Below are 21,464 nucleotides of genomic sequence, written 5' to 3' on the forward strand. Positions count from 1 at the left end.
GTTCAGCCCGCTGCCGAAGTCCTGAACCTGGGTGGTTCAGGCAACCGGCAAGAGCCGAACGGGTTCCGGGGACCACCATCGATCCCCGGAACCCTCGCCGTCAGAAGCCCATCCGGCAGCCCGACAGCACGATCTCCTGGCCGAGCAGCGTCACCACGCGCACGGCGTACTGCGCGAGCTGGCCGTTCGGTCCGGTGACCGTCTCGTTGAGGTGCACGGTCGCCACGCCGGGGATGCCGATGGTGACCGGCCCGGCCCCGATCGGCTGGCCGTTGAGCGTGCCCACGCGGGAAGACCCGTGCAGGCCGGTCTCGTCGGCGACGCAGGACGTCTGGATGTCCTTCAGCAAGATCACCCCACCCAGCAGCGACGCGCCCGAGACGAGGGCGCCCGCGTCGGTGCGGCCGGTGGCCGCGTCGAGGGTGCAGTCGGCGTGAACGGCCTGGACGGAGGCCAGCCCGAGCACGTTCAGCGAAGCCGTGGTGTGGTCGCTGTTCGGCGGGCAGCCGGCGAGCGGCGTCTTGCCGACGTTGATCAAGCCGCTCGCGCTGAGCGACCACGCCTCGGCCCGCACGTACGACACGATCTTGACCACGGCGGTGGCCGCGCCACCGTCGTCGTCGGTCACGGTGACCAGCACATTGTGCGCGCCGACGCCGGTGAAGGCGTGCGAAGCGGTGCAGGTGCCCGAACCCGGCGTCTCGGCAACGGCGCCCGTGGCCACCGGCGAACCGTCACCGAAGTCGACCGTGCAGGTGTGCGTGTCGTGCCGGCCGATGTCGGTGAACGGCGCGGTGACGCCGATGGAGGGGTTGCGCAGCACGAGCTGCCCGTCGGGCGGCGACGAGATGCTCACGTGCGGCGCGACGTTCGTCAGCGTCAGCGTGGTCGTCTTCAGCACGGTCGGGTGCAGGCTGTCGTCGGCCGAGAGCGTCAGCGTCCACACGCCGTCGTCGTCACAGGTCACCATAGTGGACAACGCGGCGGGATCCCCGAAGACACAGGAAGTCCCACTGTCCACACCGGACTGCGGCGCCGCGCTCCAGTGCGTGGCGAGCGTGGGACCGTCCGGATCGGACACCGAACCGGCCAGCGAAACCGCCGTGCCCTCCTGGCCCGCGTACGGGCCACCGGCCACCACCACCGGCGGATCGTTCACGATGATCCGCACGATCGCGGTCGCCGCACCACCGTCGTCGTCGGTCACGCGCGCCAGCACGTTGTACGTGCCCGAAACCGTGTACGCGTGCGAAGCCGTGCATGTGCCCGAGCCGGGGGCCTCCGAGACCGAACCCGTCACGAGCGGCGAACCGTCCGCGTAGTCGACGGTGCACGTGTGCGTGTCGTGCTCGCCGACGTCGGTAAACAGCGCGGTCACCGCCACCGCCGTCCCGTGGTTGAACACCGCGTCCGTGGCCGGCGCGGTGACGCTCACGTGCGGGGCCACGTTCGACACGGTCAGGTTCGTCGTGCGCGAGACCGGTGGGTTCACGCCGTCGTCGGCGGTCAGCGTGAGGGTCCACACCCCGTCGTCGTCACACGTCACGGTGGTGCTCAGCGCTGCCGCGTCGCCGAAGGAGCACGTCGCACCGGCGTCGACGCCCGAGCCCGGCGCGACGCTCCAGTGCCGCGTGCCGGCAGGCCCGTCCGGATCGGTGACCGTGCCGGCCAGCGAGATCGCCGTGCCCTCCTGACCCGCGTACGGACCGCCCGGAGCGACGACCGGCGGCGCGTTCACGATCACGTGCGTGCAGTCGGCCACGGTGCCCGGTCCGCCGCCGTCGGTGCCGTGCGCGGTCACGCACAGCTCGTGGCGCCCCGGCGCGAGGTCGCCGGTGGCCACGGAGTACGTGACGGCCGCCGGACCCGTGCGGGGCAGCCCGGGATTCACGTTCGTCACAGGGGTCGCGCCGCCGCCGTCCACCGACAGCGTCAGTGCGCTGAGCTGCGAGTCGATCACGCCCGGGAGCACGTTGGGCAGGTTCGCGGGGTCGGGCACGGCGGTGCAGGTGCCGCCGGTGAGGTCGGCGATGGCCTGCAGGCTCGCCGGGTACGAGGTCCCGGCGCAGCTCGCACCCGCGCCGACGGCGAACGTGTAGTACGTGACGCTCGCGGGCACCGAGCTCAGCGGCGGCCGCACGTCACCGCCCGCGATGCCGTCGGAGAGGAAGACCACGACCTTGCGGTTCTCGGTCTGCGCGTTCGTCACGGTCTTCGCGGCGTTGATCCCGGCGACGTAGTCCGTGCCGCTCGGGAAGCTCTTCGCGGTGAACTTGCCGACGCCGCCGATCACGGCCGAGTCGAGCACCTCGTTGATGTCCCGGGCGCCGTTGCCGTTGTCGTCGGCGGTCGGGGTGGTCAGGGGCTGGTCGCCGGCCGCGGGACGCACGTCGGCCGCCTCGCCGCCGCTGCCGAACACGGCCGCGCCGACGCTGCCGATCACGGTGTTCGGGGCCGCCGCGTCGTTGTTGAGGGCCTTGGCCGCCGCGATCTCGCAGCCCAGCACGGTGGTGTTCGCGCAGCCGGAGCCGGTGCTGCCGGACACGTCGAGCACGTAGGTGAGCCCGGTGTCCTTCACCGCCGCGCCGGTACCCACCGACGCGGTGCCGGTGACAGTCGCGGGTCCCTGGGGGATCACGGTGTCCTCGGCCGGCGCGGTCACGGTGACCGCGATGCTCGTTCCGCCCGGCAGGTTCCCGGTCACGGCCGCGGCCGGTATCGCACTCATGGCAAGAGCCGTCACGGCCAGCGTTGCGGCGCCGGCCCACATTCTCGGTCTCAAGGCTTCACTTCCCTTTCGTCGATCGGAATCAACGGTGGGAAAGTCGCCGCCGGACCCGCGGAGTTACTCGGCCGATGCGGTGAGTGACGCAGGGTGGCCGTCACCGGTTGCGGACGAAACCAGTTCCCGGAGCCGGTCGAGGTCTTTTCGAGCCGACGGTTTTCCGGGCCGGTCGCGGGCCGAACGCAGATCCGCCAAGTACGAAAGACCGGAAACCACGACCTCCAACGGCGGACCGCTCGCGGTGAGCTCCGAAATCCGTTCCGGTGGCGCCGTTTTCGCGGGTTCGACGAGGAACGGCAAAACGAGCTTGTGGTGGTGGTAGGTGTACGCGGCACCATGGGCGCGGCACACGGCGAGAAACAGTTCCGCGTTGCGGCTCAGCTGCGGGTTGGGCGAGCTCTCGGCTTCCCTCAGGAATCGCGTGAGCAGTGATTCCTCGTCGCCGATCGCCCGCAGTCGCGCCTGGTCGCCGGGGGTCAGGTACGGATACTTCTCCACCACCACGTTCTGGTAGAAGGGATCCCGCGTGGTCGCCAGTCCCAGCAGGACGTCGAGCTCGTTGATCGCGGAGAAGTCGCCGGCGTTCGCGCCACGGTATTCGGCATTGCCCACACGATAGGTTTTGAAATACGGCCGCACGTTGAAGAAGAACCGCTCCACGTCCAACGTCTTCGACAGCGTCCGGTTGAACTGCAGCACGTCTTCCAGTGCCGTCCGCGCCGTCTCGAGCAAATACGCCGAAAGCGGGCTCGACACCCCGATCGGAACAACCCGCCGAACGGCCTCGGCCGCGCGTTGGTAAGCGAAGACCGCCAGCCCGTTGCCGGTCAGAAAAACAGCCTCGTCTTCGAGCGAGGTGAAGGTCTGGAACTGTCCGCCACTGGCCGGGTTGTACATCGCCTGGTGCGCGAAAACGAACCGCGGCGCCACGCCCAGCGAGGACCCGAGCAACGATGCCAGCGACCAGGCGGACGACAGATCCTCGGCACCCGGCGCAACCGATTCGTGCCTCCGGCAGGCAGCGAGGTGGTAGCCCACCATTCCGAGAAGTTGGTACTTCTCCCGCTCTACCACGGGTAGCGCGCCCTCGTCGAGGATGCGGCCGATCAGGTGGTGGCCCTCGGCGACGATGGCGCGCTTGAGCTCGTCCAGCTCGGGACGGCCGTCGAGGACCTCGCGCCGCTCGGCGAAGTACGCCTCTTCCAGCGCGGTGTTGTACTCGACGAACTCGTTCCTGATCCACCGGTCGAACCGGGCCACGGAAGACGTCACCGCGCCGAGGATATCCGCGGTGCTACAGCCGGTCGAGCCCGCCGAGCATGCGGGCGAGCGCCTGCGTGCGGGCCTGGGCGTCGTACGCGCCGACCGGCGGGTGGGCGTAGAGCAGCTCCTCGTTGAGCAGTTCCTCCACGAGTTCGCGCGCGGTGCCGATCGAGAGGTTGAGGTACGCCGACAGCTCGGCGACCGACACCGTGGACACGCACAGCTCGCACGCGCTGCCGTAGGGCTCCCGCAGCAGGCGGCTCAGCCGGCGGCCCAGCTCGGTGGTCGAGACCAGTGTCTCAAGCGCGAGGTCGTGGCTGACGTGCACGGGCGTGCGGGTGCGCGCGTACGGCCGCACGAGCGGCAGGTCGTCGGGTTCGCCGGCGCCTTCGGCGGGATCGGACACGCGGTGCCGGCCCGGTGTCCCGTCCGGCTCGGTCATGCCGCCACCTCCTCGCGCTCTGGTGGCAGTACAGCACCGTGATCACCGCTGTGCCAACTCCGCGCGACAAATTCTGTCCGAAGTGGACCTGACGTGGACCTGAAAACGACGGCAGCCGGGGTGCGGCGTGAATGCCGCACCCCGGCTGTCCGGGCGGAGGTGATCAGGCCGCTTCGGCCTTGGCGCGCGCCTTGTGGCGCCCGCGCAGGTCGAGCTCGATCTGCTCGAGCGTGCGGCCCTTGGTCTCGGGGACCAGCCACTTGGTGAGACCGAACAGCACGACGTTGATGCCCGCGAACAGGAACATCGAACCGCCGAGCCCGAGCGCTCCCGGATCGGAGATGATCGGGAAGATCGCGCTGATGATGCCGGTGGCGGCCCACAGCACCACACTGCTGATGCCCATGCCCGCCGCACGGACCTTGAGCGGGAAGACCTCGGCCATCATGACCCACACGACCGCGCCCCAGCCGAGCTCGTAGCCCACCAGGTAGAGCACCATCGCGACGAGCATCAGGATGCCCTTGGTGGTCACGTCGTCCACCTCGATCACGATGAACCCGGCCGCGACGAGCGTGAGGACCATGAGCACGTTGCCGATCAGCAGCAGCGGCTTGCGGCCCCAGCGGTCGACGACGAACACCACCCACGCGGTGAACAGGAACTTCGTGACACCCAGCAGCACACCGGACAGCAGCGCCGCCTGCGTGGCGAAGCCGAGGCCGATCAGCATCGTCGGGAAGTACGCGTTGACCGCGTTGACACCGCTGAACTGCTGGCCGACGGCGAGCAGCAGAGCCACGATCAGCATCGGGCGCACCATCGGCGCCCACAGGTCGCGGAAGCGCGTCTTGGCCGATTCCGTGTCGAGGCGGATGACCTCGCGGATGGTGCTGATCTCCTCGTCGACGTTCACCGAGTTGCCGTGCGAGCTCTTGAGCACCGAGCGCGCCTGCTCCTCCTGGCCGTTGGCGAGCAGCCACCGCGGCGTCTCGGGCAGGAAGATCAGGCCCACGAGCAGGATCACGGCCGGCACGACGGCACCGGCGAACATCAGCCGCCAGTTGCCGGACGGGCCGAGGCCGTAGCTCACGAGGAACGCGATCAGGATGCCGAGCACGATGAAGATCTGGTTCAGCGCGCCCATGGCGCCGCGCTGGCGGGCCGGGGCCAGCTCGGACAGGTAGGTCGGCACCGTGGACGAGGAAAATCCGATGCCGACGCCGATCACGAGCCGCGAGATGATCAGCAGCGCGAAGCTCGGCGAGACGCTCGCCGCGATCGTGCCGATGATGACGATGACCGCGGCCACCATGATCGTGCGACGCCGGCCCAGTTTCTCGTTCATCCGCGAGGAGAAGAGGGCACCGACGATCGCGCCGACCGACAGGCTGGCGGTGATCACGCCCTTGTCCCACCCGGTCAGGTTCCAGGTCTTGCCGATGAACGGCAGCACACCCGAAATGACACCGAGGTCGTAACCGAACAGGATGCCGCCGAGGGCACCGAAGAAGTACAACGTGGTCCTGTTGATGGGCCGCCGCGCCGCGGCAGTTTGTGTCATAACCGAGCCGTCTCTTTCCGGTGCTGGCCGGCCGGTCCGGCTCGCCGGTGGGGACCAGCGCCGTTCGGCCGAGCATGGTGGGTCTCGAATAGCCGGTTTTTTCCTGGCTGGGCGCCGGACGCGTTCCGACGAACTTCGCCGTACACAGTCACACGCGGCCCATCCGTGGGCAATACACCGGCTGATAACTATTCAGTCACGTGACTGGCGTTCACATATGTGGACGCGATAAGGGCAAGAGTGCCCAGGTCAGGCGCGGTGGTACAGACAATCCGGATTTCCGGTGTCGTCTCGGAACCGCGCGCATACGTCGATCGTCGTACGGTGTCGTCTGGTCACCTGGGGAAGACGAGGTACGCATGGGTGCGGGGTTCGAAGTCGTTCCGGCGACGGTGAGCGAAGCGGCGGGCCACGCCCACCGCGCGGCCGCGACCGTGCGTCCGGTGGACCTGGCCGGCCCGCTCAGTGGGATTCCGGCCGGAATGCCTGGTGGCACGAGCGTGACCGCGGCGGCGCAGCTGAGCGATGTCTGGCACGAGGCCGTGCCGCAGTGGGCGACCGACACGGACGCATACGGCGAACAGCTCGACGACGCCGCGCGCGGTTACCGCGGCGCCGAGCAGCAGGCCGCGGACGACGTGAACGGGGCGGGCCGGTGATCACCTGGGGCGTTGTGCGGAGCTGGAACGCCGGGGCGATCGGCACGGTGGCCGATCTGCTGAACCAACGCTGCGAGCAGCTCCTGGCCGCCGACGGCGACGTCGAAGGCATGACGCGCCTCGACGGCTGGACCGGCGACGCCGCGACGGCCGCGCGGGCTCGCGGCACCGCGTTGACCACGCGGCTCGAACAGCTCGTCGCCGAGGCCTCGGCCGTGCGGCGCGGCGCGCACGAGACGCAGCTGGCGGTCGAACGCATCACCGCCGACGTCCGCGACACCGACGATTTGGCTTCGCACAACGGGTTCGCCATCGACGACAGCGGCTGGGTCACCACCGTGCCTGGCCCGGGAGCGGCGCCCGACGAGCGCGTCCGCGTCGAGCTGTCCGACCGGATCGAGCAGATCCTGCGCCAGGCCACCGACGTCGACGCCGATTTCGCGGCCATCCTCACGCGCGCAGCGCGCGGCGAGATCACCGACCAGGGCGCCACAACGCTTGCGCAAGCGGCCGACGCCGGCGCCGCGCAGAGCGGCCTGTCCACTATCGGCCCGCCGCAGGGCGGCACGCCCGGCGACAACCGCGCGTGGTGGGACAGCCTCTCGACCACCTCGCAGGGCACGATCCTGCGCGACAACCCGGACCTCGTGCGCAACCTCGACGGTATCCCCGTCAAAGACCGTGACGCCGCCAACCGCCTTGTCCTGCAACGGGAAATGACCCGGCTGCGCAACGATCCGAGCGACGGCGCGAAGGCGAAGCTGCGTGGGCTCACCGACATCGACAACCGGCTCAACGGCACCGGCCCCGGCAAGCCGCAGGCGTACCTGGTCCAGCTCGACACCAGCGGCGACGGCAAAGCCGTGGTCGCCGCGGGAAACCCCGACACCGCAACGGATGTCGCCACGTACGTGCCCGGCACCGGCAGCGAGCTCTCGAAGATCGGCGGCGACCTCGGACGTTCGGACAAGATGTGGCATTCGGCGACGATGGCGGGCTCGCCCTCGCCGTCCGTGATCACGTGGGTCGGCTACGACGCGCCGGACGAACTGTGGGACGCGGCCGGCGAAAGCGATGCGGACCACGGAAAAGCCGACCTCTCGAAGTTCGAGGAAGGCCTGCGCGCCTCGCACGACGGAGCGCCTTCGCACAACACCGTGCTCGGGCACAGCTACGGCACCACGGTCGTCGGCCACGCCGCGCGCGACGGTGGCCTCGACGCGGATGAGCTCGTGTTCGTCGCGAGCCCGGGCGTCGGCGTCGACCACGCGAACCAGCTGCACCTCGACGGCGTGCCGCAGGACCAGGTGGCGCAGCACGTGCACTCCACCGTCGCCGAGCACGACATGATCAAGATCACCAACGTCGGTGTCGCCGGCCACGACCCGCTGGGGCCGAACCCGGCGGGCTCGGGCTTCGGCGGCCAGGTCTTCGACTCCGCGCCCGGTACCAAGGGCCCGTGGTACGAGGGCGGGCTTTCCGGTGCGGCGCACAGCCAGTACTGGGAGGACAACAACCCCTCGCTGCGCAGCTTCGGCCGCATCATCGCGGGGAAACCGGGGTGAGGGCCTGCCGCGCGATCGCCGCGCTGACCGTCCTGCTGACCTGTGTCGCCTGCTCCCCCGGAGGTGGGGCCATGGAAACCACGATGACCGAGAAACAAGCCCACGACCGCGTCGAGGACTATGTGCGCGCCGCGTTCGAGGCGTTGCCGGGCACGGCGTCGCGCACCTTGTTCTCGCAGAACCGGTCCGAGTGCACGGACCCGACCGACGACGGCCCGCGGGGGCGCTTCGAGATCTCGGTGACGTACGAGATCACCGGCGTGCAGGTGGCGGCGTTCGGCGAGCACTTCGACGCCGTCGTCACCTGGTGGCGGGCGCACGGCTTCACCGTCGTCACCGATCGGCGGCCGACCGACCAATACGTGTTCGTGCGCAACGCTTCCGACAGCTTCGACATGTCGATCCAGGCCAACGAGCTCGGCAAGCTGTACCTCGGGGCGACCTCGCCGTGCGTGTGGCCGAACGGAGTACCGGAAGCCGCGGGGGAGCCCGCGGAAACCGCTGTGGCCTCGGCGCCCGAGCCCGAGCCGGCTCCGAAACCGCAGCCGCGTCCTCGTCGTGCGGCGGTGGACGACGAGGACTTCGGCGAGACGAACTGGTCGGACGGCGGCACGGCCTTCTGACTCAGGCCGACCGCACGGCCGAATAGCCGCCGTCGACGCTGAGCGTGGTGCCGTGGATGTTCAGCGCGTCGTCGCCCGCCAGGAACAGCACGGCGTTCGCGATCTCCTCCGGCGTGCTCGCGCGCCGCGACGGGATGGTCGCGAGCATCGGTTGCACGCGCTCCAAGGCCTCGTCGGACCCGGCGATGCGCTCGGTGAACGTGGGCCCGGGCGCGACGGTGTTGACGCGCACGCCCGACGGCCCGTACTCGGCGGCCCACGACTTGGTCAGCGAGTGCACGGCGGCCTTGGTGGTGCTGTAGAGGGCGGAGCCGGCCATGCCGTCGAGACCGTTGATGGAGCCGAGGTTCACGATCGCGCCGCTGCCGCGCGCGGCCATGCCCGGCGCGAGCAGGCCGGTGAGCAGCATCGGCGCCTTGATGTTCACGGCGAGCGCGGCGTCGATGAGTTCTTCGGCCAGATCCGTGGTCGGCGACGGGAAGATCAGCAAGGCGGCGTTGTTGACGAGGATGTCGAGCGCGCCGCCGGCTGCCCGTTCGGCGGCTTCGGCGAGCTCGCGCACGGCCGCGCCGGTGGTGAGGTCGGCGCGCAGGAACGTGGCGCGGCCGCCTTCTTCGGCGATGCCGGCGGTCACCTTCTCGCCGCGTTCGGCGTCACGGCCGCTCACCAGCACGTGGGCGCCCTCGGCGGCGAACGCGCGCGCGATGGCGACGCCGATCCCGCCCGTCGACCCGGTGACGAGCGCGGTGCGGCCTTCGAAACGTGAGGTCACGGTGGATCTTCCTTTCGTGGAATGGACTGGCGGGTTCAACCGTGCCCGCGCTAAAATGGACTGGCAAGTCCAGAAAGGTGCGCTCGTGACCCAGACACTCACCGCCAAGGGTGCCGCGACCCGGCAGCGCATCGTCGAGGGTGCCGCCGCGGAGATCCGCGAGCGCGGCGTGTTCGACACCACGCTCGACGACGTCCGTGCACGCACCGGCACCAGCAAAAGCCAGCTGTTCCACTACTTTCCCGAGGGCAAGGAGCGGCTGCTGCTGGCCGTCGCGGAGTTCGAGGCCGAGCGCGTGCTCGGTTCGCAGCAGCCCTACCTCGGCGCACTGCACACGTGGGACGCGTGGCAGTCGTGGCGCGACACCGTGGTGGCGCACTACACCGAGCAGGGGCAGCTCTGCCCGCTCAACGTCGTGATGTCGCAGCTCGGCCGCAACACCCCGGGCGCGCAGGCGGTGTCGACGCAGCTGATGGAGCGCTGGCTCGCCGAGCTCGCGGCCGGGATCCGCCACCTGCAGGCGGCCGGCGAGGTGGGGCCGTCGGTCGACCCTTCGCGTGCGGCTTCGGCGCTGCTGGCCGGGCTGCAGGGTGGGGTGATGATGCTGCTGTCCACGGGATCGTCGGCACACCTGGAAGCCGCGCTGGACGTGGCGATCGAGAACCTGCGGCGGAGCTAGGTCGGATCGGGATACCGCGAAACGTGCGCGGTATCCTTGCCGTGTGGAAACAGTCGCGGACCCCGAGGTCGTCCGGGCGTTGCGCGCGCTGGCCAACCCCGTGCGGCTGCAGCTGCTCGCGTGGCTGCGCGAGCCCGCGCAGCACTTCCCGCTCGACGGCGGGGTGCTCGATGTCGGCGTCTGCGTGAGCCACATCCAGGCGAAGGCGGGCTTGGCGCAGTCGACGGTGTCGGCGTACCTCGCGGAGCTGGAGCGTGCGGGCCTGGTGCGGTCCACACGGGTGGGGAAGTGGACGCACTACCGGCGCGACGAAGAGCGGATCGCCTCGCTGGTTTCGGTGCTGGGGCAGACGTTGTAGGTCTCTGTTTCTGGCTGGGCGCCTTCTTGGTTGCACTTCATATCGTAATTCTGCGATACTTCGATGTGTGACTCGAGGAGATGCTGTAGACGGGCTGGGGAAGTTCGGGATCTGGACGTTCGACTTCGAACACCAGCCCGCTGGTTTCATCCGGGACTCGGTGCAGGAGCTGGAAGACCAGGGCTGGCGCGCGATCTGGGTACCGGAGCTGCTGGGCCGCGAAGCCCTGACGCACGCGGGTTTCCTGCTCGCTGCGACCCAGCGGATGCACGTCGTCAACGGCATCGCGCAGATCTGGTCTCGCGAGGCCCGCTGGACGCAAGGCGCTGCCCACCTGCTCGCCGACGCCTACCCCGGCCGCCACGTCCTCGGCCTCGGTTACGGCGGCGCTCGTTCCGAGGTCAAACCGCTGGCCGCCATGGCCGCGTACCTGGACGAGATGGACGCGGTGCAGAGCCCGAACCCCGCTCCCGCGTCGCCGATTCGCCGTATCCTGGCCGCCTACGGACCCAAGATGCTGCAACTGGCCCGCGACCGCGCTTCCGGCGCCCACGCCTACCACGTCACCGTCGACCACACCGCCCAGGCACGCGAGATCCTCGGCCCGGACGCCTTCCTGGGTGTCGAGCACGCCGTCCTCTTCGAACCCGACCCGGTTCTCGCCCGCGCCACCGCGCGGGACCACCTCGCGCGCTACCTGACGTCGACGTACAACGTCGCCAAGTTCCGCCGCCTCGGCTACACCGAAGCCGAAATCTCGAACGGCGGCTCCGACCGCCTCATCGACGCGCTCGTCTTCTGGGGCGACGCCGACACCGTCGTGGAGAAGCTCCGAGGCCACCTCATGGCGGGCGCGGACCACGTCGGGATCCAGGTCATCGGCACCCCGCCGGGCAAGTCGGCGATGCCGCACTGGCGCCGTCTCGGCGAAGCCCTGCTGTCGGACGACTGACCCCACAAACGCCGACAGGCCGGCTCATCGACCGAAGTCGGTGAGCCGGCCTTGCGCGACCCGGTTACCCGGGGCCTGAGGTGAGGTTCAGGCGCTCTTGATCGCCGAGACCTCGAACTCGAGGGTGACCTTGTCGGACACCAGCACGCCGCCGGTCTCGAGCGCGGCGTTCCAGGTGATGCCGTAGTCCTTGCGGGAGATCGTGGTGGAGCCCTCGAAGCCCACGCGGTCGTTGCCGAACGGGTCCTTCGCCGAACCCTCGAACTCGAAGGGGATGGTGATGGACTTGGCAACGCCCTTGATGGTGAGGTCGCCGGTCACGTCGAAGCTGGTGTCGCCGGTCTGGGTGATCCCGGTGGACACGAAGGTGATCTGCGGGTACTCGTCCATCGAGAGGAAGTCGTTGCTGCGGATGTGACCGTCGCGGTCGGCGTTGCGGGTGTCGATGCTGTGCGCCTGGATGGTGACCTTGGCGCTCGAGTTCGCCGGGTTCTCACCGTCGACGGTGAAGCTGCCGTCGAACTCGTTGAACGCGCCGCGGACCTTCGTCACCATCGCGTGGCGGGCGACGAAGCCGATGCGGCTGTGGGCGGCGTCGATCGTGTACTCGCCGGTCAGCTGGGGGTAAGTGGTGGTCGCGCTGGTCATGAGATCTCTTCCTTCGGGGTTCGCTCCCCCAACCGCTTGGTTGAGGGCTCAACAAGACTCTAGCCCACATAACCTGATTGCGCGAGCAAGTATTCCGGTAGACTGCCCATATGGTGGACAGAGTGCCGTTGAGCAGGGAAGAAGAGGCCGTGTGGCGGCCGTTGACGCGGATCATCACCGTGTTGCCGCGCGTGCTGGAAGACCATTTCGTGAACGAGACCGGCATCTCGATGACCGACTACACCGTGCTCGTGTCCCTGTCCGAGGCCGAGGAGGGGTGGCTGCGGCTGTCCGACCTGGCCAAGGCCACGGCGCTCTCGCTCAGCCGCATCAGCCGCGTCGTCGACAGCCTGGTCAAGCGCGGTCTGGTGGAGAAGGTCAAGTGCGAGAGTGACGGCCGCGCGGCCAACGCGTCGCTCACCGAATCGGGTCGGTCGAAACTCGCGGGGGCCTACCCAGGGCACCTCGCGCGCGTACGGTCGCACCTGTTCGACCACCTGACCCCCGACGAGATCCGCGGCGCGGGCCCGATCCTCGCGCGGGTGGCCGCGGCGCTGGAGCCGGACGGCGCCCAGCCGTGCCCCGAGTGACCTGCAACCCTTCGACGAAAGTGGTGTCATGACCGCCGACAAGGGCGAGTTCAAGCGCGACCAGAACTACATTCCTGACCGCATCACCGCCGACGGCCGCGACGGCTGGCCCGTGGAGCCCGGCCGCTACCGCCTCGTGATCGCCCGCGCGTGCCCGTGGGCCAACCGCGCGTCGATCGTGCGCCGGCTGCTGGGCCTCGATGACGTGCTGTCCATGGGCATCTGCGGGCCGACGCACGACCAGCGCAGCTGGACGTTCGACCTCGACCCGGGCGGGCGCGACCCCGTGCTGGGCATCGAGCGCCTGCAGGAGGCCTTCTTCAAGCGCGACCCGCAGTACCCGCGCGGCATCACCGTGCCGGCGATCGTCGACGTGCCGACCGGCCAGGTCGTGACCAACGACTTCAAGCAGATGACGCTCGACTTCTCCCTGGAGTGGCGCGCGTACCACCGCGAAGGCGCGCCCGACCTGTACCCGGAACCCCTTCGTGACGAGATCGACGACGTCGCCGACAAGGTGTTCCGCGACGTGAACAACGGCGTCTACCAGGCCGGTTTCGCCGGTTCGCAGGAGGCGTACGAGAAGGCGTACAACGCGCTCTTCGCCCGCCTCGACTGGCTCTCCGAGCGCCTCGCGAACCAGCGTTACCTAGTCGGCGACACCATCACCGAGGCCGACGTGCGGCTGTTCACCACGCTCGTCCGCTTCGACGCGGTGTACCACGGCCACTTCAAGTGCAACCGCGAGAAGCTCACCGAGATGCCAGTGCTGTGGGCCTACACACGTGACCTGTTCCAGACCCCCGGTTTCGGCGACACGATCGACTTCGACCAGGTCAAGGAGCACTACTACGTGGTGCACCGCTCCATCAACCCGACGGGTGTCATCCCCGCCGGACCCGACCTGTCGGGCTGGCTGACTCCGCACGGCCGCGAGGAGCTGGGCGGCCGTCCGTTCGGCGACGGCACCCCGCCGGGGCCGCCGATCGAAGGCGAGCAGGTGCCCTCGCTGGCGGCGTGACGGGTTTCGCCACTGCTGGGCCCACGAGGGCAGCACCCTTACCCGAGGTCTCCCGGACCTGCGCCGATGCCGCCGGTCCGGGAGACGCTCGCGGGTAGCGTCGCGCTCATGACGAGGGTGGTGTTCCTGCTCGCACCTCAGGCGTACCTGCTGGACATCGCGGGCGCGGCCGACGTTTTCCTCGCCGCGCGCTCGCTGGGCCTGCCCTACGAGCTGGCCTACTTCGCCGAGGAACCCGACGTGCCCACCGCCGAGGGCCTGCCTGTGCGCGCTTCGACTCGCGTCCCCGTCCTCGGCCGCGACGACATCCTCGTGGTCCCCGGCGGTGCCGGTTTCACCCCGGGCGTCGCCCCGGCCATGCCGCGCGGGCTCGACCTGCTGCGCGTCCACCACTCCGCGGGCGGCCTCGTCGCGAGCGTGTGCGCGGGCACCGTCGCCCTCGCCGAGGCGGGCCTGCTCGACGGCCGCCGCTGCACCACCCACCATGACCTTCAGGACGGCCTCGCCCTGCGCTACCCGGCCACCACCGTGGTCCGCGATGTGCTCTACGTCGTCGACGGCCGCGTCGCCTCCTCCGCCGGCATGGCCAGCGGCATCGACCTGGCGCTGCACCTCGTCGCCACCGCCCACGGCCCCGGCGTCGCGGGCCGCATCGCGCGGTCGCTCGTCTTCTACGCGCGCCGCAACGGCCAGCAGCCCGTCACCGGCCTGCTCCGCCACCGCAACCACCTGTCCGATCTGGTGCACCGCGTGCAGGACCTGATCGAGACGCGCTACGCGGAACCCCTGCGGCTTTCGTCCCTGGCGCGGGAACTGGGCTGCAGCGAACGGACGGTCACGCGGCATTTCGTCGACGCGGTGGGGATGACTCCGTTGCGCTATCAGCAAACGCTGCGGTTGGAACACGCCGAGCACCTGCTGGCCGACGGGTCGACTCTCGAGGCCGCGGCTCGCAGTGCCGGCTTTGCGGACTCGCGGTCGCTGCGCTCGTTGCGGAAGTCGAAGGAACTGCAGCACCAATAGGCTTGTCCACAACGGATCGATGGGGTGCCGGCGCCCGACAAGCGCCGGCTCACCCATCCGAGAATTCCTTACACCGCAACCCGTCCGCCATCCACCGGCAGCACCGCGCCGTGGATGAAGCTCGCGCCGCCGGTCACCAGGAACACGATCGCCGCCGCGATCTCCTCCGGGCCGGCGGGGCGGCCGGCGGGGGCGAGCGACGCCAGCTGGTCCAGGCTTTCGCCCATCACGGCCGTGCCTTCGGTGCGTGTCGGGCCGGGGCTGACGGCGTTCACGCGCACGCCGCGCGGGCCGAATTCCGCGGACCACGACTTCGTCAGCAGCTCCAGCGCCGCCTTGCTGGAGCCGTAGAGACCCATACCCGCGGCGCCGAACTCGGCGACCATGGTGGACACGTTCACGATCGACCCCGCACCGCGCGTCGCCATCGCCGGCGCGAGAGCCGCGACGAGGAAGTACGGCGCCTTCACGTTCAGCGCGTACACCGCGTCGAAGTCCTGCTCCGACGTGTCCTCGGTGGGGCCGAAGGGAAACACGCCGGCGCTGTTCACCAGCACGTCCACTCGTCCCGTCACCGCGAGGGCGCGCGAAGCGAGGTCCTGCGCCGAGGCCGCGTCGGCGAGGTCGGAAGCCAGGAACGCGGCCTGACCGCCCTCGGCGACGATCTCCTTCACCACCTGCTCACCACGGCCGGCGTCGCGACCGCTCACCAGCACGTGGGCGCCGAGCTTCGCCAGCGCCACCGCCGTCGCGCGCCCGATGCCGCTCGTCGCGCCCGTGACCAGAGCGGTGGTTCCCGACAGTTCTGCCGTCATTTCAGTCACTTCTCTCGAGTCCGGCCGCGCCGTGGTGCGCAGCCACCTCGTTCAAGCGAAACGGCCCGACCAGCCTTCCGACCTGGCGATACCGCTCGCTTATGACCCCTATAAGACGTCCAGTGCCGCCACCAGATGGCCGAGGTCACGCCGGTGCGACGACGCCGCCCACACCGCCCACGTCCGCCGCACGAGTGGCGACCCGAGCAGCGGACACCACGCCAGGTGCTCGGGGATGGGCTGCGTCCAGTTCGGCGGCGCGAGCGTGAACGTGCCACCCGCGCTCACGGCGGCGAACTTGAGCTCGGAGATCAGCGAGTGCCCGGCCGTCGGATCGGGGCCGATTTCGAGACCGTGCGAACGGAAGATCGCGGTCACCTCGTCGTACCAGGCCGGGCTGCCCTCCCTCGGGAACCCGATCCACTCCAGCCCGGCCAGCGCGTCGAGCCGGATTCCGTCGGGCCCCGCGAGCTTGCCGGCCTGCTCCTTCGACAGCAGCACCCCGAGCTTCTCCTCCAGCACCGGCATCGCGTCGAGCTCCGGCCCCACCGGCCGCTCGCGCACCAGGCCCAACTCGAGCTCGCCCTTCTGCAACAGCCCGAACTGCCCGGTCGTCGACGCGTGCACCACCTGCACCCTCGTGTCCGGAAACGCGGCGGCCAGATCGGCCAACGCCCGCGACATCAAATCCGGCGGCAACTCCAACGGCATCCCGACGCGCAACAGACTCCCCGACGCATGCCGCGTCACCGCCGCCACCGCCTGGTCATGCCGCGCCAGCACCGCACGCGCCTCACCAGCCAACGTCATCCCGGCCTCGGTGGGCTGCACACCCGCGCTGCTGCGCACCAGCAACTGCACCCCCAGCTGCCGCTCCAGCGCCTGCACCGTCTGCGACACCGACGGCTGGCTCACGTGCAACCGCCGCGCCGCCGCCGACAGCCCACCCTCCTCGACCACGGCGACGAAGGCGCGCATTTCTCGGATCTCCATGGTGTTCATCGCACCATGGCTGTCTATGAGGGGGTGGAGGTGAGGTGGCGGGTGGCAGTGTCTCGGCGCCTGGGCGTGGTGGGGGACGGATCGTGCGGCCCCTTGGTGACCCACCTATCCAACGGTCACATTCCGACCGTCACGCGGCTCAGCCATTTCTGGAACGCACCGGACCAGCGAGCCAACCATCCTCCCAATGGCCACCCATCGGCAGACACGACTCCCAGCTCAACCACCCGACAAAGAAAGATAAAAAGACTAAAAGATGACCTGCAGATGGCTCCCCGAAGTTCAATTGTCACTACGGCTTGGGGTAGCTTGTCAAGGCGGGAAAGAGTACCTTGACAAGCTACCCCAAGCCGTGTTGTTTCACCTTCGTCGGGGGCCGGCCGGGGAAAGGTCGGGGGATTGGTTGAGGAGAAATTGGGTTGGGTAGACCCGCCGTGTGCCCGGTAGATGGATTTGGCTGGCGGAACGTGGTGGTCGGCCGTCGGTGGAGGGTTATTGCGGGTTCGCGCGGCGACGGGTGAACCTGGGTGTTACTCGAGAACCGAGGTGACCATTGCTCCCAGCTCATCGATGGTCATCGGTACCACGTCATTCACGTCATTCACGTCAGCCACGGTGATCAGGTGGCCCAACCGCACTGCGTCGGGCGAGCTGTGGTCTGGGCCGCCGCTCAGTTCGTAGGCTGTCTTCAGTAGGTGTGCCGCATTTTCCGGTTGGCCGATGCGAAGAGCGTGGTCCGCGATCCCGACAACCACTTGTGACAAATACATCGCGTCGCCGGCTTTGGTGGTCAGGCCGAACGCGGCGCGCCGTCGGATTGCGGCCTTGGCGAGGTCGCCGGTGTCCGCATCCACGAATGCTCGCGACTGAGCCATCATTGCTTGGAACAGGGGGTGCAGGGGAAGGTGCTGAACCAAGCCCTCGGCTCGATCAAAGAACCTCACCGCGGCACCGGGGTCTCCGCGCCACCGGGCCAGGTCGCCCTTGGCCTGTGCCAGTCCGGCGAGTGCGTCCGGAGAGACCACCATCGCCGCGTCACGGTCGGCGGCGGCGAGGGCGGCTTCGGCAGAAGCGGGATCGCCGACTAGCCAGAAGAGTTGGGCTTGGCGGCCCCAGATGTACAGGACGTCTTCGAGCGTGCCGATTTCCGTGACGACGTCGATGGCTTCGGAGTAGTGGCCGAGGGCTCGCTGGAGTTCGCCGTTGCGGGCGATGAGTTCGGCGAGGCTGCTCAGCGCGAGGGAGCGGCCCCAGCGTTCGCCGGTGAGGCGGAACAAGCGCACGGATTCTTCGAGGTCGGCTTCGGTGGAGGCGCGGCCGTGGCTGGTGTTGAACTGCAGGCGGGCGCGGGTGAGGCGGGCGTGGGCGCGGAGCCAGGGGTCTTCGTCGGCCAGGAGGGTGTCCAAAGTGTCCAGACGTGGCGGTGTGCCGGTTGGGGTGCTGGACAACAGCTCTTCGAGCGGGATCATGAAGCGGAGGGCCGGGTGGGCGCGCGGGCCGCCGTCCGTCAGCTCCAAGGCGGTGTGGATCCAGGACTCGGCGGAGCGGTCGTCGGCCAAACCGGCTGTGGAGAAGAGGACGCAGAGGGCGTTGGCGGAGGCGCGGTCTTCGTTGTCCACCTCGCCGGAGACGGCGAGGGCGGCGAGGATCAGTTCCATGCCTTCGGCGCGGTGGCCGCCCAGGAGCCAATACCAGCCGGAGGCGACGACGAGGCGGATCGCCGTGGCCGCGTCGCCCGCCGTGATGGCGGAGCGGACGGCGGAGGTGAGGTTGCCGTGGTCGGCGGTGAGGCGGGCGAGCCATTCGAGCTGTTCGGCGCGGCGCAGGTGGGGGTCGGCGGCTTCGGCGAGCTGGGCGAACCAGGTGGCGTGGGCGCGTCGCAACAGCTCGGGTTCGGCGGCTTCTTTGAGGCGCTCGAGTGCGTAGGCTTTGATGGTTTCGAGCATGGTGTAGCGCGGTTCGGGCGTGTCCGAAACAACGAGAAGAGACTTGTCGACAAGGGCTGTGAGCAGGTCAGGAGCATCCTCGGTGCCGCAGACCGCAGCAGCTGCTTCGGAGGTGGCGCCGCCGGAGAAGACGGCGAGGCGGCGCAGCAGGGTGCGCTCCGCGTCGGACAGGAGTTCCCAGCTCCAGTCGACGACGGCGCGCAGGGTGCGATGCCGGGGCAGCGCGGTGCGGCTGCCGGCGGTCAGGAGGCGGAAGCGGTCGTCGAGGCGGGCGGCCAGTTGGGCGATGGTGAGGGAGCGCAGGCGCGCGGCGGCCAATTCGACGGCGAGGGGCATGCCGTCGAGGGCGCGGCAGATACGAGCGACGGCGTCGACGGTCGACGCGTTCACCTCGAAGCCCGGGCGCACCGCCGCGGCGCGGTCCGCGAGCAGGCGCACGGATGCGCAGGCCATGGCGTCGGCGACGCTCGCGTCCTGCGGTGGCAGGGCGAGCGGCTCCACCGGCCACAACGCTTCCCCCGTAACGGCGAGCGGTTCGCGGCTCGTCGCGACGATGCGCAGGCGGGGGCATTCGCCGAGGAGGCGTTCGGCCAGTTCGGCGGCTGCGTCGATGACGTGCTCGCAGTTGTCGAGCACCAGCAGCGCTTCGCGGCCGCGCAGGGCGCCGACGGCCCGGTCGACGGGCGTGCCGCTGGTGGTCAGGCCGAGTTGGCCGTGTTCGCGGAGGCCGAGGGTGGTGAGGACGGTCTGGGCGATGTCGGCGCCGTCGGTGATCGGGGCGAGCTCGACGAGCCAGACGTCGCCCCGTGTGCGATCGAGGAGCGTGCGGGCGGTTTCGGTGGCCAGGCGCGTTTTCCCGGCGCCGCCCGGGCCGGTCAGCGTGGTGAGGCGGTATTCGGCGACGAGCTTGGCGACCTGGGCGACGTCGGCGTCGCGGCCGACGAAGCTCGTGAGCCCGGCGCGCAGGTTGTTGCGCGGTTCGTCGTGACCGTCCACAGGGGAATCACGCAGGATTGCCGTGTGCAGCGCGGAAAGCTGCGCCGACGGGTCCGTGCCGAGCTCTTCCGTGAGGGCTTTGCGGAGGCGTTCGTAGACCGTCAGCGCGTCGGCGGGCCGCCCGGCGGCGCACAGGGCGCGCATGAGGGCGGCGGCGAGGCGTTCGCGTAACGGGTGTTCCGACCGGAGCGTGGTGAGCTCCGCGACCAGCTCCTCGCCGCCGCCCAACCGCAGCGCTGCCTCGGCGTGGTCCTCCGCCGCGCCCAACCGCAGCTCGGTGAGCCGGGCGAACGGGGCTTGGAAATAAGGGCTGTCGGCTTGACCGGGACCCCGCCACAGATCCAGCGCCTCCCTCAGCAGCGTGACGGTCTCCGCATCGTCCGCATGCCGCGCCTTCGCGACCAGCTCCTCGAACCGCGTCGCGTCCACACCCGCCGACAGCCGGTACCCCGCGGACGTCGACTCCAGCGTCACCCCGGCCTTGCGCAGCCGCGAAACGAGCGCCTGCAACGCGTTGGCGGTCGCCGGCGGGTCCTCGCCCCACACCGCGTCGACCAGCCGGGCCGCCGACACCTCCCGGCCGGGCTCCAGCGCCAGCGCACTGAGCAGCGCCCGCAGCCGCGCGCCCGCGACCTCGACGGGCGCGCCGTCGTCCGTCCGGACCTCCAGAGGGCCCAGCAAGCTGATCCGCACCGCTCGATTCTGCCCGCTCCGCGGCGGCGGCACCTCGGGGAGATCCCCGGAGTTCAACCGCGCGTTGCGCCTTGCCTCGCGGAATCGCTCGGACGCCGGTGATCAGCGGTCGATGAGCGGGATCCGCGGCTGTTCGGCTCTGGAGAACTCGCCCGGTAGCCCTGGTTTCGCCGCTCAACGGAGGGCTGAACTGAAGTTGTCCACACCACCCCGAGTTGTGGACAACTTCGCCCTCCGACTGGGTTGACCACGGGTTTTGTCGGGGGTGGTCGATAGACTGGATAAGGGCACGCCCCCCAGGGAGGGCGGGGGCCTGTCTGGCGGCGGGGGCCTGTCTGGCGGCGGAGGGGCCATGAGGGGGCAAAATTCGGTGGCTGGGTGCGGCATCAGCCTCGTCGAGAATTACGCTCGCGATGTGGGTAATTTACGTTCGGTGAGCTTCCGAGGACGACGATGAGTTACCGGCCGCAGTCGGGTGGGCAGTGGCCACAGCAGCCATACCCGCAGCAACAGTTGGGCCCAACCCGGCTACCCGCCACCCGGCTACCCACCGCCACCACAGAAACCGGAGAAGCGGAGCCTCCTCTGGCTCTGGATCACCCTCGGCGTCGTCGTGGTGCTGGCGGCCGGCGTTGCGATCACGGGCTTCGTCGCGCCCGGGTTCTTCCTGAACAAGAACCACCCGGTCGGCGCTGCCCGCACCCTGCCTGAACCGCAGTTCATGAACGAGCTTCTCGGCAAGCTCAACGCCCACGACCTCGCCGGCGCCGCCGCGTATGTGTGCGAGTCGGCGGACGAGAGCCCGGCGTCGCTCGTGCACGGGCATTTCGCGGACCCGAACGCGGGGCACTACCGCGTCCGGGAGGTCGAGCCGCTGCACGAGATCACGCAGTTCGTGCACGTCAACTCCGACTATCCCGGAACCCCGTTGCCGTACAGCGCCACGTTCATGCTGGGGCAGGGGCCCGACGGCGGGTTCTGCCTCTTCGGAGTCATCTGACCGGCGGCGACACTCCACGGCAAGCCGCGTCGTTCCCGGGGGTTGGCGCGGTTCGTACCTACAGTGGC

Annotated in this window: 19 protein-coding genes; 10 read left to right on the forward strand and 9 right to left on the reverse strand. The window is 69.7% G+C overall.

Features of this window, described 5'->3' with window-relative positions:
• Window positions 1–100: 100 nt before the first annotated feature.
• From AB0383_RS18520 to AB0383_RS18535, 4 genes are all read right to left on the reverse strand, one after another.
• Entirely contained in the window at window positions 101–2,728 is a 2,628-nt protein-coding gene (locus tag AB0383_RS18520; RefSeq protein WP_366187978.1) for a PKD domain-containing protein, read from the reverse strand.
• A gap of 117 nt (window positions 2,729–2,845) precedes the next feature.
• Window positions 2,846–4,057, reverse strand: coding sequence for a monodechloroaminopyrrolnitrin synthase PrnB family protein (locus tag AB0383_RS18525; RefSeq protein WP_366187979.1), 1,212 nt, complete (start codon window positions 4,055–4,057; stop codon window positions 2,846–2,848).
• Window positions 4,058–4,079: 22 nt separating this feature from the next.
• Entirely contained in the window at window positions 4,080–4,490 is a 411-nt protein-coding gene (locus AB0383_RS18530) for a DUF742 domain-containing protein (protein ID WP_364180765.1), read from the reverse strand.
• Between the two features lie 163 nt (window positions 4,491–4,653).
• Window positions 4,654–6,054: a sugar porter family MFS transporter gene (locus AB0383_RS18535; protein WP_366187980.1), complete on the reverse strand. Its 1,401-nt coding sequence runs from the start codon at window positions 6,052–6,054 to the stop codon at window positions 4,654–4,656.
• A 359-nt stretch (window positions 6,055–6,413) separates the two neighbouring features.
• On the opposite strand from AB0383_RS18535, the gene AB0383_RS18540 reads away from it, so the two are divergent.
• The 3 genes from AB0383_RS18540 (at window position 6,414) to AB0383_RS18550 (ending at window position 8,901) form a co-directional block, all read left to right on the forward strand.
• Entirely contained in the window at window positions 6,414–6,713 is a 300-nt protein-coding gene (locus AB0383_RS18540; protein ID WP_364180771.1) for a hypothetical protein, read from the forward strand.
• Between the two features lie 14 nt (window positions 6,714–6,727).
• Complete coding sequence (locus AB0383_RS18545; RefSeq protein ID WP_366187981.1) at window positions 6,728–8,278, forward strand: alpha/beta hydrolase; 1,551 nt, start codon at window positions 6,728–6,730, stop codon at window positions 8,276–8,278.
• 71 nt (window positions 8,279–8,349) lie between these two features.
• Complete coding sequence (locus AB0383_RS18550; RefSeq protein ID WP_364180775.1) at window positions 8,350–8,901, forward strand: hypothetical protein; 552 nt, start codon at window positions 8,350–8,352, stop codon at window positions 8,899–8,901.
• A gap of 1 nt (window position 8,902) precedes the next feature.
• On the opposite strand, the gene AB0383_RS18555 is transcribed toward AB0383_RS18550, so the two are convergent.
• The gene (locus AB0383_RS18555; RefSeq protein ID WP_364180778.1) at window positions 8,903–9,673 is read right to left on the reverse strand and encodes an SDR family oxidoreductase; all 771 of its coding nucleotides are present in this window, start codon (window positions 9,671–9,673) and stop codon (window positions 8,903–8,905) included.
• Window positions 9,674–9,758: 85 nt separating this feature from the next.
• Between AB0383_RS18555 and AB0383_RS18560 the strand changes: the two genes are divergently transcribed.
• From AB0383_RS18560 to AB0383_RS18570, 3 genes are all read left to right on the forward strand, one after another.
• A complete protein-coding gene (locus tag AB0383_RS18560; protein WP_364180781.1) occupies window positions 9,759–10,352 on the forward strand; it encodes a TetR/AcrR family transcriptional regulator in 594 nt (197 codons plus the stop codon).
• Between the two features lie 43 nt (window positions 10,353–10,395).
• Window positions 10,396–10,710: a metalloregulator ArsR/SmtB family transcription factor gene (locus AB0383_RS18565; protein WP_354881496.1), complete on the forward strand. Its 315-nt coding sequence runs from the start codon at window positions 10,396–10,398 to the stop codon at window positions 10,708–10,710.
• 67 nt (window positions 10,711–10,777) lie between these two features.
• Window positions 10,778–11,662 carry a TIGR03620 family F420-dependent LLM class oxidoreductase gene (locus tag AB0383_RS18570; protein WP_364180784.1) on the forward strand — a complete coding sequence of 295 codons (885 nt, stop codon included), beginning with the start codon at window positions 10,778–10,780 and terminating at the stop codon, window positions 11,660–11,662.
• An 87-nt stretch (window positions 11,663–11,749) separates the two neighbouring features.
• On the opposite strand, the gene AB0383_RS18575 is transcribed toward AB0383_RS18570, so the two are convergent.
• Window positions 11,750–12,310 carry a YceI family protein gene (locus AB0383_RS18575; RefSeq protein ID WP_364180786.1) on the reverse strand — a complete coding sequence of 187 codons (561 nt, stop codon included), beginning with the start codon at window positions 12,308–12,310 and terminating at the stop codon, window positions 11,750–11,752.
• A gap of 110 nt (window positions 12,311–12,420) precedes the next feature.
• On the opposite strand from AB0383_RS18575, the gene AB0383_RS18580 reads away from it, so the two are divergent.
• The 3 genes from AB0383_RS18580 to AB0383_RS18590 all read left to right on the forward strand — a co-directional run bounded on the left by AB0383_RS18580 (window position 12,421) and on the right by AB0383_RS18590 (window position 14,944).
• The gene (locus AB0383_RS18580) at window positions 12,421–12,900 is read left to right on the forward strand and encodes a MarR family transcriptional regulator (RefSeq protein ID WP_364180789.1); all 480 of its coding nucleotides are present in this window, start codon (window positions 12,421–12,423) and stop codon (window positions 12,898–12,900) included.
• Between the two features lie 28 nt (window positions 12,901–12,928).
• Window positions 12,929–13,921: a glutathione S-transferase C-terminal domain-containing protein gene (locus AB0383_RS18585; RefSeq protein ID WP_364180792.1), complete on the forward strand. Its 993-nt coding sequence runs from the start codon at window positions 12,929–12,931 to the stop codon at window positions 13,919–13,921.
• Between the two features lie 108 nt (window positions 13,922–14,029).
• A complete protein-coding gene (locus AB0383_RS18590; protein ID WP_364180795.1) occupies window positions 14,030–14,944 on the forward strand; it encodes a DJ-1/PfpI family protein in 915 nt (304 codons plus the stop codon).
• Window positions 14,945–15,012: 68 nt separating this feature from the next.
• Here the strand turns inward: AB0383_RS18590 and AB0383_RS18595 are convergent, their stop codons facing one another.
• The 3 genes from AB0383_RS18595 to AB0383_RS18605 all read right to left on the reverse strand — a co-directional run bounded on the left by AB0383_RS18595 (window position 15,013) and on the right by AB0383_RS18605 (window position 20,396).
• The gene (locus AB0383_RS18595; protein WP_364180798.1) at window positions 15,013–15,759 is read right to left on the reverse strand and encodes an SDR family oxidoreductase; all 747 of its coding nucleotides are present in this window, start codon (window positions 15,757–15,759) and stop codon (window positions 15,013–15,015) included.
• A gap of 108 nt (window positions 15,760–15,867) precedes the next feature.
• On the reverse strand, window positions 15,868–16,752 hold the full coding sequence (locus AB0383_RS18600) for a LysR family transcriptional regulator (protein ID WP_366187982.1): 885 nt from the start codon (window positions 16,750–16,752) through the stop codon (window positions 15,868–15,870).
• A gap of 539 nt (window positions 16,753–17,291) precedes the next feature.
• Window positions 17,292–20,396, reverse strand: a complete 3,105-nt coding sequence (locus tag AB0383_RS18605; protein WP_366187983.1) for a BTAD domain-containing putative transcriptional regulator — start codon at window positions 20,394–20,396, stop codon at window positions 17,292–17,294.
• Window positions 20,397–21,009: 613 nt separating this feature from the next.
• On the opposite strand from AB0383_RS18605, the gene AB0383_RS18610 reads away from it, so the two are divergent.
• Window positions 21,010–21,396: a hypothetical protein gene (locus AB0383_RS18610; protein WP_364180806.1), complete on the forward strand. Its 387-nt coding sequence runs from the start codon at window positions 21,010–21,012 to the stop codon at window positions 21,394–21,396.
• Window positions 21,397–21,464: the final 68 nt, after the last annotated feature.

Source organism: Amycolatopsis sp. NPDC051373 (assembly GCF_040689465.1).
Classification (GTDB): domain Bacteria; phylum Actinomycetota; class Actinomycetes; order Mycobacteriales; family Pseudonocardiaceae; genus Amycolatopsis.